The following is an 11,533-nucleotide window of genomic DNA, read 5'->3' on the forward strand; positions in this document are numbered from 1 at the left end:
AAGCATCCGCAGGTGAGCGACGGGCAACCATGGTGAGTGCGGGACGCGCCGCCCACTAGACTCGGGCCGCACCCGCCGGTGTGGTGGAACTGGTAGACACGCAGGATTTAGGTTCCTGTGCCCCTGGGCGTGCAGGTTCGAGTCCTGTCACCGGCACCGGGGCACTCACGTGGGCGACACACCCGGCCGGAGCGCGTCGTGCGGCGAGCCACCGGACCGGCACACTGTGCGCATGGTCCTCGTCATCGGTGAGTCCCTCGTCGACATCGTCGAACGGTCCGACGGCTCCCGGTCCGAGCACCCCGGCGGCAGTCCCGCGAACGTCGCGGTCGGGCTCGGTCGGCTGGGCGTCACCCCGGTGCTGGCCACGAGCCTGGCCACCGACGACCTCGGCGCGCTGGTGCGGATGCACCTCGCCGAGTCCGGCGTGCGCCTCATGCCAGGCCTCAAGCAGCTCGAGCGCACCTCCACGGCCGTGGCGACGCTCGCCGACGACGGCAGCGCGACCTACGAGTTCGACATCGTCTGGGACCCGGGTCGGATCTGGGCCGAGGAGGTGCCCGACATCATCCACACGGGGTCGATCGCCGCCTTCCTCGACCCGGGCGCCGACGAGGTGGAGGACGCCCTGCGCCGCCTCGCCCCGATGTGCACGGTGACCTTCGACCCCAACGTGCGGCCGAGCCTGCTGCCCAGCCGGGCGGGTGGCCCGGGCGGGCGCCCAGCCGCCGTGGGAGCACGAGCTCTGAGCCCGCCTGCCCCGACGCCGTCAGGGCAGCAGCCGCGGCAGCCCCGCGGAGATCTTCTGGGTCAGCACCTTCGCGACCACGCCCGCCACGCCGGGGACCGGCGCGTCGAAGTGGATGGTGTAGTCGAGCAGCGTGCCGCCGTCCGCGGTCGGCGTGAGCACCTGGATGCCGCGGTGGCCCCGGAGCGGGCTGCCCTGCGTGATCTCGTACTCGATGCGCTCGTCGGGCTCGGACACGACCACGGTCTCGACGAACGCGGGCAGCGGGCCGATCTTCAGCGTCCGCGCCGACCCGACACCGTTGCGCGACGTCTCACCGTCACGCAGGCGCGTGATGCTCGCGCCGAACAGCCGGCCGAGGTTCTCGTGCTCGCCGAGCGCGGCGAACACGTCGGCGGGCGCGGAGCGGAACGTGTGGGTCACGTGGACCCTGGGCTGGCCGAGGGGGTGCGGTCCGGGCATGCCCGACATCCTAGAGTGACGGCGTCATGTTCCGTGTCCTGTTCCACGAGCCGCGCATCCCGGGCAACACCGGGAACACGATCCGGCTCGCCGCCGCCACCGGGGCGGAGCTGCACCTCGTCGAGCCGCTCGGCTTCGACCTCTCGGAGCCGAAGCTGCGACGCGCGGGCCTGGACTACCACGACCTCGCCACGCTGCACGTGCACGCCGACCTCGAGGCGGCGCTGACCGCGCTCGGCGACGCGCGGGTCTTCGCCTTCACCACCGGAGCCACCCGCGCCTACACCGACGTCGCGTACGAGCCCGGCGACGTCCTGCTGTTCGGCGCCGAGCCGACCGGTCTGCCCGACGCCGTGCAGCAGCACCCCCGTGTGACCGACCAGCTGCGCCTGCCGATGCTGCCCGCCCGACGCTCGATGAACCTCGCGAACTGCGCCGCCATCGTCGTCTACGAGGCCTGGCGCCAGCACGGCTTCGCCGGCGGTCACTGAGCCGTCCGTCACTCCGTCCCCTGACTCGACGTGGGCGACGTAGGCTGGGGACGACGAGCGACGACGGGAGGACAGAGCGAGACGATGGCACGACGTACCCTCCACCGACACGTCCTCGTCAGCGCCCTCGTGCTCGGTCTGCTCGCCAGCCTCGCGATCACCCTGGGTCACCAGGGTGCGGTCGGCAGCGAGCCCACGGTCGCCGACCAGCGGGCCGTCCTCGGCGAGCCCGTCGCCGCGCGCAACCCGTTCCCCCGCGGCATCGTCGTGGTCGGTGACTCCATCACGGCCCGCTACGACGACGAGCCCGGCAGCCGGCACCAGGGCTGGTGGAGCTTCGTGGCCCGGCACTACGACACGCCCGTGCGCACGTACGCGCAGTCCGGCTCGGGCTACCTGCGACCGGGCATGGGCTGCACCGGCGACACCTTCGTCCAGCGCCGCGCCGCGTTCCGTGGTCCGGCGCCGTCGGTGTTCATCGTCGAGGGCGGCCGCAACGACTGGGCGTCGTGCGCGGAGGGACGTCTGGTCCCCTCCTCCGACGCGGCCGTGCAGCAGGCCGTCACGCGCTACCTGCGCCTCGTCAAGCGCCAGATGCCCGAGAGCACCCGGATCCTGGTGCTGGGTCCCCCGTGGGGCCCGACCGAGCCGTGGCAGCAGCGTCGCGTGACGTCGATCGTGCACGCCGCCGCGCTCCGCGAGGGTCTGGAGTACGTGCCCACGCGGGGTGCGCTCGACCGGCACGGTCGCACGATCGACGGCGTCCACCCCACGCTGTCCGGCAGCCTCGCCCTGGCCGACGTGGTCGTCGGCGCCCTCGACCAGCCCGCTCCCGGGTCGACCGGGCTCGCCCCGGTCGAGCGGGAGTCGACGGCCCGGGCGGCGACCGACACCACGCCCTAGCCGCCCAGGGCGCTAGCCGCCCAGGGCTCGGGCCACCAGCGGCGCGACCTGCGTCAGGGCGCGACCGCGGTGGCTGATGGCGTCCTTCTCCAACGGCGCGAGCTCCGCCGTCGACACGTCGTACCCGTCGGCCGCGAACAGCGGGTCGTAGCCGAAGCCGCCCTCGCCCTGCTCGGCCGCGAGGATGCGGCCCGGCATCTCGCCGCGGACGATGTGCTCCTGCCCGTCGGGCGCGCAGAACGCCACCACGGCCACGAAGGTCGCCGTGCGACGCTCCGGAGGGACGTCGGACAGCTGGCTCAGCAGCAGCCGGTTGTTGGCCCTGTCACCGCCTTCACTGCGCGGCACCCCCGACCAGCGCGCCGACAGCACACCGGGCATGCCGTTCAGCGCGTCGACGCACAGTCCCGAGTCGTCGGCCAGCGACGGCAGTCCCGTGGCCTCCAGGCACGCCCGCGCCTTGATCAGCGCGTTGCCCTCGAACGTCGGCTCCGTCTCGGCCGGCTCGGGGTAGTCGGCGACGTCGGACAGCCCGAGCACCTGCACGTCCGGCACGAGCGGCGCGAGGATGCGCTGCAGCTCCGCGAGCTTCTTGGCGTTGTTCGACGCCAGCACGACGACGCGGGTCACGCCTGCAGGGCTTCCTGCTGCAGACGCGTCAGGTCGGCGCAGCCCTTCTCGGCCAGCGCGAGCAGCGCGTCGAGCTCGGAGCGGACGAAAGGGGCGCCCTCCGCGGTGCCCTGGATCTCGATGAACGAGCCCTCCCCCGTCATGACGACGTTCATGTCCGTCTCGGCGCGGACGTCCTCGACGTAGGGCAGGTCGAGCATCGGGGTGCCGTCGATGATGCCGACGCTGACCGCGGCGATCGACTGCACGAGCGGCTCGCCCGCGAGCGCACCCTTCTCGCGCAGGTGGGCGACCGCGTCGGCGAGGGCCACGTAGGCGCCCGTGATGGCGGCCGTCCGCGTGCCGCCGTCAGCCTGCAGCACGTCGCAGTCGATGGTGATCGTGTTCTCGCCCAGGGCCTTGTAGTCGACCGCGGCACGCAACGACCGCCCGACGAGGCGCGAGATCTCGTGCGTGCGCCCGCCGATGCGACCCTTGACCGACTCGCGCTGCGAACGGTCGTGGGTGGCCTGCGGCAGCATCGCGTACTCGGCCGTGACCCAGCCGAGGCCGGAGCCCTTGCGCCAGCGCGGCACGCCCTCGGTGGCCGACGCGGCGCACAGCACCTTCGTCCGGCCGAACTCCACCAGGCAGGACCCCTGGGCGTGGTCGAGCCAGTGACGGGTGATCGTGATCGGACGCAGCTCGTCGACGGCGCGGCCGTCCTCGCGGGTGGTCATGGTCGCGACCCTACCGACGTCCGTCAGACGTCGTAGACCTGCCCGGCCTCCACGAGCACGAACTCTCCGGCGAACGTCGAGCGCGTGTCGGCGGCGACCTCGTCGCGGTCGGTCCAGGCGGGCACGTGGGTGACGAGCAGACGCCCGACGCCCGCGCGCGTGGCGTAGTCGCCGGCCTCGGCCCCGGTCAGGTGCAGGTTCGGCGGGTTCGTCCCCGACTCCACGAACGACGCCTCGCACAGGAAGAGGTCGGCGCCCAGCGCGACGTCGTCGAGGGCCTCCGTGGGCGCGGTGTCGCCGGAGTAGGCGAGCACGGAGCCGCCGGCCTCGAGCCGCATGCCGTACGCCTCGACGGGGTGGTCCATGAGGCGTGGCGTGACCGTGAACGGCCCCACCTGCACGGTCTCGCCGTCGACCCACGTGCGGAAGTCGAACTGGTCGGCCATCTGCAGTCCCTCGGTGCGCCCGTAGCTGCTCGCGAGGAACGGACCGGCGCCCTGGGGCGCGTAGACGGGGATCGTCGGCAGGGTGCCTTGCGGGTGGTACTTGCTCACCACGTAGAAGCCCGAGAGGTCGAAGCAGTGGTCGGCGTGCAGGTGCGACAGCAGCACCGCGTCGACGTCGCGCAGGTCGAGGTGGCGCTGCAGCGGGCCCAGGGCGCCGCTGCCGAGGTCGAGCAGCAGCCTGAAGCCCTCGTGCTCGACGAGGTAGCAGCTGGAGGCGGACTCGGGCCCCGGGTAGGAGCCCGCGCAGCCGACGATGGTGAGCCTCACGCGACCACCTGCGCGAACTGGCCGACCGAGCCGACCTCGGGACCGAGGAAGCGTCGGCCCAGCACGCCGAACTCGTCAGGCCGGCCGGTGGTGAGGAAGCGGTGCTCGGGCGCACCCGCGGCGGGGTCGCGGAGCAGGTCGTCCTGGACCAGGCGGGCGTACACGTCCTTCGCCGTCTCCTCCGCACTCGAGACCAAGGTGACCTCCTCGCCCATCGCCAGGGCGATCGCCCCGGTCAGGAGAGGGTAGTGCGTGCAGCCGAGCACGAGCGTGTCGACACCCGCCTCGCGCAGCGGCGCGAGGTACTCCTCCGCGGCGGCGGTGACCTCGGGACCGCTCGTGACGCCGCGTTCCACGAGGTCGACGAAGTCGGGGCACGCCTGCGTGAGGAGCTCGATGCCGGGGTTCGCGGCGAAGGCGTCGTCGTAGGCACGGGACGCCGCGGTCGCGCGGGTGCAGATGACCCCGACCTTCCCGTTGCGGGTGGCGCGCGCCGCGCGACGAGTGGCCGGCACGATCACCTCGACCACGGGCACGTCGTAGCGCTCGCGGGCGTCGCGCAGGACGGCGGCGCTCGCGGAGTTGCAGGCGATGACCAGCATCTTCACGCCGTGCGCGACGAGGTGGTCGAGGCACTCGAGCGCGAACTCGCGGACCGCGGGGATGGGCTGCGGGCCGTACGGCTGACGGGCGGTGTCGCCGAGGTACAGCACGGCCTCGTGGGGCAGCTGGTCGATCACCGCTCGAGCGACCGTCAGGCCGCCGAAGCCTGAGTCGAAGATCCCGATCGGTGCGTCCGCCACGAGGCGCAAGCCTACGGACCGTCCGGCGACACGGCCAGTCCCGGGACCGTCATGATCGTCACCCCGGGTGCAGGACGCGCTCGAGGAAGCGCTGCGTGCGCTCGTGCTGGGGCGCGTCGACGACGTCGCGCGCGGGTCCGCGCTCGACGACGTGCCCACCGTCGACGAAGACGACGGTGTCGGCCACGTCGGCCGCGAACCGGATCTCGTGCGTGACGACCACCATCGTCCACCCCTGCGAGGCGAGGTCGCGCACGACGGCGAGCACCTCGCCGACCAGCTCGGGGTCGAGCGCCGACGTCGGCTCGTCGAGCAGCACCACGCGGGGTCGCAGCGCCAGCGCGCGGGCGATGCCGACGCGCTGCTGCTGGCCGCCCGAGAGCTGCGACGGGTAGGCGTCCTCGCGTCCGGCCAGACCCACCTGCTCGAGCAGCGCGCGGGCGCGTGCGGCGGCCTCGTCCGGGTCCTCGCCCTGCACCTGCACGGGCCCCTCGACGAGGTTGCCGAGCACGGTGCGGTGCGGGAAGAGCTCGTGGGACTGGAAGACCATGCCGCTCTGCGCGCGCAGCCGCTCGCAAGCGCGACGTCCCTCCTTGCCGCGCGGCAGCGACCCGAAGTCGACCGACACGTCGCCGATGGACACGGTGCCGGCGTCGGGCACGGTGAGCGCGTTGAGGGAGCGCAGCAGCGTCGTCTTGCCCGAGCCGGAGGGCCCGATGATGGCTGTGGTGGTGCCCTCGGGCACGTCGAGGTCGACACCGTCGAGCACGACGTTGTCGCCGAAGGTCTTGCGCAGGCCGCTGGCCTGCAGGAGCGACGGCGTGGTCATGGCGTCACGTACCTGTTCAGTCGGGTCTCGAGGCGTCCCTGCGCCACCGAGAGCACGGTGCAGACGATCCAGTAGTACAGGCCGCCGAGCAGGTACAGCGGCAGGTAGTCGAACGACGCGGACGCCTGCTGGTTGAGGACGCGCGTGACGTCGGTGAGGAGCACGACCGACACGAGCGAGGTGTCCTTGACCAGCGAGATCAGCGTGTTCGACAGCGGCGGCACGGCGATCCGCGCAGCCTGCGGAAGGACGACCCTGCGCAGGGCGAGACGGCCCGACATGCCGATGGTCGCGGCGGCCTCGTGCTGCCCGCGCGGCACGGCCAGCAGCGCGCCCCGGACCGTCTCGGCGCCGTAGCCGGCCACGTTGACGCTGAGGGCCAGCACCGCGGCCGGGAAGGACGGGAGGTCCAGCCCGAGCTGCGGCAGGCCGTAGAAGACTACGAAGAGCTGGAGCAGCAGCGGCGTGCCGCGGACCGCGGAGATGAAGAAGCGGGCCGGCCAGGCGAGCCACCGGGAGGACGACGCCCGGGCCAGGGCGATGAGCACAGCCGCCGCGAGGCCGATCGCGAAGCTGATCGCGGTGAGCGGGATGGTGATCTTCACCAGGGCGACGAACGCCGGCCACGCGGCCTCGCGGACGCTCGTCAGCCACGACGCCTCGTCGCGACCGCCGACCTGCGCCTCTCCCCCGTCCTCGACGGAGACGTCGGCGCCGAAGTAGTCCTCGCTGATCCGCTGCAGGGTGCCGTCGGCGCGCAGCGCGTCGAGCGCGCGGTCGGCCTCGCGCACCAGGTCGGCGTCGTCCTGGCGGAACGCGAGCGACTGGCGGCTGACCTCGTCGCCCGCGTCGCCGACGATCTCGACCTGGTCGTTGCCCGACGTGGCGAGGTAGTCGAGGACGGCGATGTTGTCGTTGACGATCGCGTCGACCCGGCCGCGGGCGACCAGGTCGGCGGCCTGGGAGAACTGATCGACGTTCTCGACCTTCGCACCGGCGTCCTTGGCCACCTGCGACCAGTTGCTCGTGGCCGACTGCGCCGTGGTGAGACCCTTCAGGTCGGCCAACGTGCGGATGTCGGAGCCCTTGCGCGCGACGATGACGCCCCGCGAGTAGGCGTACGGCTCGGAGAACGCGTACCGCGCCTCGCGCTCGGGGTTGATGGTGATCTGGTTGGCGATCACGTCGATGCGGCTGGCGTCGAGCGAGCCGAAGAGGGCGTCGAACTGGGACTGCACGAACCGCAGCCGCCAGCCGGCCTCCTTCGCCACGGCCTTCATGACGTCGACGTCGTAGCCCGTGAGCCGGCCGTCCTCGTTGAACGAGAAGGGCGGGTAGGTGCCCTCGGTGCCGACCACGACCTCGCGGCCGGCGCCGTCCCCGTCGGCTGCCTGCGCCGGCGCCACCAGGAGCAGCGGCGACAGCACGGCCAGCACGAGGCCGCCCAGCAGCCCCAGCACACGTCGGCTCACGCCGGACCCCCTTCGTCGTCGCTCGACCCTAGTCCGGCTGACCGACGTCGGCACCCCGGTCCCACACACGGACGCCTCCCCAGACGGTGACGTCTCCACCGCATCGGGGTCGGCGGTGGGTTCGCCACCGTCCCAGCGCCCACACGGTGGAGAACTCACCGCCGAGACGGACGTCGCAGCTTGCGGTGGAGAAGTCACCGCTGGCGGGAGGGGGCGTCAGAGGGGCAGCTTGGGCTGCGGCGGGGCGTGGGTGGGGTCGACGCCGTCGAAGAGGCTGCTCACCGACTCGCCGGCGTGGATCCGGGCGATGGCCCGCGCGAACAACGGCGCGACGGACCGCACGCGCAGGGCGGGCCAGTCGGCCGGCGGCGGGACGGTGTCGGTGGTGACGACCTCGGCGATGCCCGGGTGGTCGCGCAGCCGCTCCACGGCCTTGCCGGTGAACAGCCCGTGGGTGCACGCCACGGAGATCTCCGTGACGCCCTGGCGCTCCAGCATCGAGACGAGCTCGACGATGGAGCCCCCGGTGGCGATCTCGTCGTCGAGCACGATGGCCCGCTTGCCGGCGACGTCGCCGACGATCGCGTCGATGACGACCTTGTCGTCGGCCTTGCGCTGCTTGCTGCCGGCCGCGACCGGCAGGCCGAGGAGCCGCGCGAACTGCGACGCGGTCTTCGCGTTGCCGAAGTCGGGCGAGACGACCACGGCGTTCGACAGGTCGGAGTCGCGGTAGTGGTCGGCGAGCTCCCCGATGGCGGTCAGGTGGTCGAGCGGCATCGAGAAGAAGCCGTGCACCTGCGGTGCGTGCAGGGTCATGGTGACCACGCGGTTCACGCCGGCGGTGGCCATCATGTCGGCCACGAGCTTGCCGCCGATCGAGATGCGCGACGCATCCTTCTTGTCCGAGCGCGCGTACGCGTAGTGCGGTACGACGACGGTGATGGACGCGGCCGACGCACCGCGCGCGGCGTCGACCATGAGCAGCAGCTCCATGAGGTGGTCCTGCGTCGGCGGCACCAGCGGCTGCACGATGTACACGTCACGTTGGCGACAGTTGGCGAGCAGCTGCGACTGCAGGCAGTCGTTGCTGAACCGCACGGTCTCCGACGGCGAGAGGCTCGTGCCGAGCTCGCTGCAGATGGCCTCGGCCAGGGCTCGGTGGGCGCTTCCGGAGAAGACCACGATGTCGCGCACACGGTGAGGCTAGCGGAGGTGGCGCCGCCCCGGAACCGCGAACGGCGAGGTCAGGCCCACAGCTGGCCGTCGAGCGCGTCCTCGGCGTCGTCGAGGGTGCCCTCGTAGGCGCCGGTGGACAGGTACTTCCAGCCGCCGTCGCAGACGATGAAGACGATGTCGGCGCGCTCGCCGGCCTTCTGGCTCTTCGCCGCCTGGGCGAGCGCCGCGTGCAGGATGGCGCCGGTGGAGATGCCCGCGAAGATGCCCTCGTGCTCGATCAGCTCGCGCACGCGCCGCACGGCGTCGCGCGGGCCGACGCTGAACCGCGCGTCGATGAGGTCGGCGTCGTACAGCTCGGGCACGAAGCCCTCGTCGAGGTTGCGCAGGCCGTAGACGAGCTCGCCGTAGCGCGGCTCGGCGGCGACGATCCGCACGTCGGGCTTGGCCTCGCGGAAGAAGCGACCCGTGCCCATGAGCGTGCCGGTGGTGCCCAGCCCGGCGACGAAGTGCGTCACCTCGGGCAGGTCGGCCAGGATCTCAGGCCCGGTGCCGCGGTAGTGCGCCTCGGCGTTGGCGGGGTTGCCGTACTGGTAGAGCATCACCCAGTCGGGGTGCTCCTCGGCGAGCCCCTTCGCGACCCGCACGGCCTCGTTGGAGCCGCCCGCGGCGGGCGAGGGGATGATCTCGGCGCCCCACATCCGCAGGAGCTGGCGACGCTCCTCGGACGTGTTCTCCGGCATGACGCAGATCATCCGGTAGCCGCGCATCTTGGCGACCATCGCCATGGAGATGCCGGTGTTGCCGCTGGTCGGCTCCAGGATCGTGCAGCCGGGCGTCAGCCGACCGTCGGCCTCGGCCGCCTCGATCATGGCGAGCGCGGCGCGGTCCTTGATGGAGCCGGTGGGGTTCTGGTCCTCCAGCTTCGCCCACAGCCGGACCTCCGGCGACGGCGACAGCGACGGCAGCCCGACGAGGGGCGTGCCGCCGACGGAGTCGACGAGCGAGTCGAAGCGGGTCACCGGCTCAGGAACCCGGCAGGGGTGCCGGGCCCTGGGCGGCAGGAGACACCGCGGCGACGTCGACGGAGCCACCCGCGACGGCGGGCAGGATCACGACGGTGTCGCCGTCGGAGACAGCGGTCTCGAGCCCGCCGGTGAAGCGGATGTCCTCGTCGTTGACGTAGACGTTCACGAAGCGGCGGACGCTGCCGTCCTCGACCAGCCGCTCCTTGATGCCGGTGTGGGCGGCCTCGAGGTTCTCGACGAGCTCGGCGACGGTGGCGCCCTCGCTCTGCACGGCGCGCTCGCCGTCGGTGTAGGTGCGCAGGATGGTCGGGATCCGTACCTCGATGGCCATCGGTGTCGTCGCTCTCTTCCGGGGTTCGGGGGGTGGTGTGCTCAGGTGTCGTAACGCTCGACGACGGTGACTTCTTCCTCGGTCACCTCGCCGTCGACGATCCGGTAGGACCGGAAGTCGACGTCGGTGCCCTCGACCTCGCCGCCGTCGCGGGTCGAGACGAGCACGTAGTGGGCGTTCGGCTCCGACGCGAGGTTCACGTCGGTGCGCGACGGGTAGGCCTCGGTGGCCGTGTGGGAGTGGTAGATGACCACGGGCTCCTCGTCGCGGTCGTCCATGTCGCGGTAGAGCCGCAGCAGGTCGCCGGAGTCGAACTCGTAGAAGGTGGGCGACATCGCGGCGTTGACCATGGGCACGTGCCGCGCGGGACGGTCGGAGCCGATCGGCCCGGCGACGACGCCGCACGCCTCGTCCGGGTGGTCGCGGCGCGCGTGGGCGATGATCGCGTCACGGGTCGCGCGGTCGATGGTCAGCACGGCGGCGAGTCTAGCGAGGTGGCGCAGGGACGCCGGGCGACGTCTGGGTCGCGAGACGGACGAGCCCGCCGACCGACCCGCTACGCTTTTGGTATGCCAAAGACCCGCCGCGAGGGTGCGCTCGACGCCGACCGCGCTGCCGACGTGCTCCGCGACCTCATCGTGGCCGGTGACCTCGTGCCGGGTCAACGTCTCGTCGAGCGCCGGCTCGCCGACTGGATCGGCGTCTCGCGCGTCCCGGTGCGCCAGGCGTTGCACCAGCTGGTCGTCGAGGGGTTCGCCACCGAACGGGCCACGGGAGGCGTGGCGGTGAGCGACCTCTCCCCCGACCAGGTGAGCGAGCTGCTGGAGGTGGCGCACGCGCTCGACGCCGTGGCCGTGCGGCGCCTGCTCGCCACGGGCACCGACCTGTCGTCGCTGCGCACGCTGCTGATGCGCGCCGGGTCGGCGATCGACGGCGGACGCGAGGCCGACGCGGTACGGCTGAACGCCGAGTTCCACCTGCGCCTGCTCGACCTCGCGCCAGCACCGACCGTGCGCCGCACCGCCCGACCGCTGCGCCGCGTCCTCGGCTGGGCGCTGCAGCAGCACGCGGACCCCGCACCCGTGCACGCGGAGCACGTCGCGCTCGTCGACGCGATCGAGCAGGGCGACGCCGACCGCGTGGAGGCGGTCCTGGCGCAGCACGTCCGCAC

14 protein-coding genes, 1 tRNA gene and 1 pseudogene are annotated in these 11,533 nt (G+C 72.5%); 5 read left to right on the plus strand and 11 right to left on the minus strand.

Annotated elements, in window-relative coordinates:
* The first annotated feature begins 74 nt into the window (after nucleotides 1-74).
* Nucleotides 75-156 (plus strand) — tRNA-Leu (locus A6Q79_RS09895).
* A 76-nt stretch (nucleotides 157-232) separates the two neighbouring features.
* Nucleotides 233-487 (plus strand): annotated as a pseudogene (locus A6Q79_RS18635) (PfkB family carbohydrate kinase); the annotation flags it as partial.
* A 282-nt stretch (nucleotides 488-769) separates the two neighbouring features.
* On the opposite strand, the gene A6Q79_RS09900 reads toward A6Q79_RS18635, so the two are convergent.
* Nucleotides 770-1,210, minus strand: a complete 441-nt coding sequence (locus A6Q79_RS09900; RefSeq protein ID WP_286689610.1) for an SRPBCC family protein — start codon at nucleotides 1,208-1,210, stop codon at nucleotides 770-772.
* Between the two features lie 26 nt (nucleotides 1,211-1,236).
* Here A6Q79_RS09900 and A6Q79_RS09905 point away from each other — a divergent pair, with 26 nt between their 5' ends.
* The gene (locus tag A6Q79_RS09905; RefSeq protein ID WP_286689611.1) at nucleotides 1,237-1,701 is read left to right on the plus strand and encodes a tRNA (cytidine(34)-2'-O)-methyltransferase; all 465 of its coding nucleotides are present in this window, start codon (nucleotides 1,237-1,239) and stop codon (nucleotides 1,699-1,701) included.
* Nucleotides 1,702-1,785: 84 nt separating this feature from the next.
* Nucleotides 1,786-2,604, plus strand: coding sequence for an SGNH/GDSL hydrolase family protein (locus A6Q79_RS09910; protein ID WP_286689612.1), 819 nt, complete (start codon nucleotides 1,786-1,788; stop codon nucleotides 2,602-2,604).
* A 12-nt stretch (nucleotides 2,605-2,616) separates the two neighbouring features.
* Here the strand turns inward: A6Q79_RS09910 and rdgB are convergent, their stop codons facing one another.
* The 10 genes from rdgB to A6Q79_RS09960 all read right to left on the minus strand — a co-directional run bounded on the left by rdgB (nucleotide 2,617) and on the right by A6Q79_RS09960 (nucleotide 10,838).
* A complete protein-coding gene (gene rdgB / locus A6Q79_RS09915; RefSeq protein ID WP_286689613.1) occupies nucleotides 2,617-3,234 on the minus strand; it encodes an RdgB/HAM1 family non-canonical purine NTP pyrophosphatase in 618 nt (205 codons plus the stop codon).
* Nucleotides 3,231-3,953 carry a ribonuclease PH gene (rph, locus tag A6Q79_RS09920; protein WP_067855721.1) on the minus strand — a complete coding sequence of 241 codons (723 nt, stop codon included), beginning with the start codon at nucleotides 3,951-3,953 and terminating at the stop codon, nucleotides 3,231-3,233. Before rph ends, rdgB begins: the two co-directional genes overlap by 4 nt.
* 23 nt (nucleotides 3,954-3,976) lie before the next feature.
* Nucleotides 3,977-4,726 (minus strand): MBL fold metallo-hydrolase, encoded by a 750-nt coding sequence (locus A6Q79_RS09925; protein WP_067855718.1) that lies wholly within the window; start codon nucleotides 4,724-4,726, stop codon nucleotides 3,977-3,979.
* Nucleotides 4,723-5,529, minus strand: a complete 807-nt coding sequence (gene murI, locus A6Q79_RS09930) for a glutamate racemase (protein ID WP_067855715.1) — start codon at nucleotides 5,527-5,529, stop codon at nucleotides 4,723-4,725. The genes A6Q79_RS09925 and murI overlap by 4 nt, the downstream gene beginning before the upstream one ends.
* A gap of 58 nt (nucleotides 5,530-5,587) precedes the next feature.
* Nucleotides 5,588-6,358 carry an amino acid ABC transporter ATP-binding protein gene (locus tag A6Q79_RS09935; RefSeq protein ID WP_286689614.1) on the minus strand — a complete coding sequence of 257 codons (771 nt, stop codon included), beginning with the start codon at nucleotides 6,356-6,358 and terminating at the stop codon, nucleotides 5,588-5,590.
* Nucleotides 6,355-7,830, minus strand: a complete 1,476-nt coding sequence (locus A6Q79_RS09940) for an ABC transporter substrate-binding protein/permease (RefSeq protein WP_286689615.1) — start codon at nucleotides 7,828-7,830, stop codon at nucleotides 6,355-6,357. The genes A6Q79_RS09935 and A6Q79_RS09940 overlap by 4 nt, the downstream gene beginning before the upstream one ends.
* 216 nt (nucleotides 7,831-8,046) lie before the next feature.
* Nucleotides 8,047-9,024 (minus strand): ribose-phosphate pyrophosphokinase, encoded by a 978-nt coding sequence (locus A6Q79_RS09945; RefSeq protein ID WP_067855709.1) that lies wholly within the window; start codon nucleotides 9,022-9,024, stop codon nucleotides 8,047-8,049.
* 50 nt (nucleotides 9,025-9,074) lie between these two features.
* On the minus strand, nucleotides 9,075-10,025 hold the full coding sequence (locus tag A6Q79_RS09950; protein WP_286689616.1) for a PLP-dependent cysteine synthase family protein: 951 nt from the start codon (nucleotides 10,023-10,025) through the stop codon (nucleotides 9,075-9,077).
* Between the two features lie 4 nt (nucleotides 10,026-10,029).
* Nucleotides 10,030-10,362: a MoaD/ThiS family protein gene (locus A6Q79_RS09955; RefSeq protein WP_286689617.1), complete on the minus strand. Its 333-nt coding sequence runs from the start codon at nucleotides 10,360-10,362 to the stop codon at nucleotides 10,030-10,032.
* Between the two features lie 41 nt (nucleotides 10,363-10,403).
* A complete protein-coding gene (locus A6Q79_RS09960; protein ID WP_286689618.1) occupies nucleotides 10,404-10,838 on the minus strand; it encodes a M67 family metallopeptidase in 435 nt (144 codons plus the stop codon).
* Between the two features lie 93 nt (nucleotides 10,839-10,931).
* On the opposite strand from A6Q79_RS09960, the gene A6Q79_RS09965 reads away from it, so the two are divergent.
* The coding region (locus tag A6Q79_RS09965) for a GntR family transcriptional regulator (RefSeq protein ID WP_317698035.1) at nucleotides 10,932-11,533 on the plus strand (602 nt) is incomplete at its 3' end.

It is taken from the genome of Aeromicrobium sp. REDSEA-S32_B7 (genome assembly GCF_001626145.1).
GTDB lineage: Bacteria > Actinomycetota > Actinomycetes > Propionibacteriales > Nocardioidaceae > Aeromicrobium > Aeromicrobium erythreum.

Excerpts from the sequence above, each read along its gene's own strand:
- A6Q79_RS09900 (WP_286689610.1), bottom strand. The coding sequence starts at position 1,210 with ATGCCCGGACCGCACCCCCTCGGCCAGCCCAGGGTCCACGTGACCCAC.
- A6Q79_RS09905 (WP_286689611.1), top strand. The coding sequence starts at position 1,237 with ATGTTCCGTGTCCTGTTCCACGAGCCGCGCATCCCGGGCAACACCGGG.
- A6Q79_RS09910 (WP_286689612.1), top strand. The coding sequence starts at position 1,786 with ATGGCACGACGTACCCTCCACCGACACGTCCTCGTCAGCGCCCTCGTG.
- rph (WP_067855721.1), bottom strand. The coding sequence starts at position 3,953 with ATGACCACCCGCGAGGACGGCCGCGCCGTCGACGAGCTGCGTCCGATC.
- A6Q79_RS09935 (WP_286689614.1), bottom strand. The coding sequence starts at position 6,358 with ATGACCACGCCGTCGCTCCTGCAGGCCAGCGGCCTGCGCAAGACCTTC.
- A6Q79_RS09955 (WP_286689617.1), bottom strand. The coding sequence starts at position 10,362 with ATGGCCATCGAGGTACGGATCCCGACCATCCTGCGCACCTACACCGAC.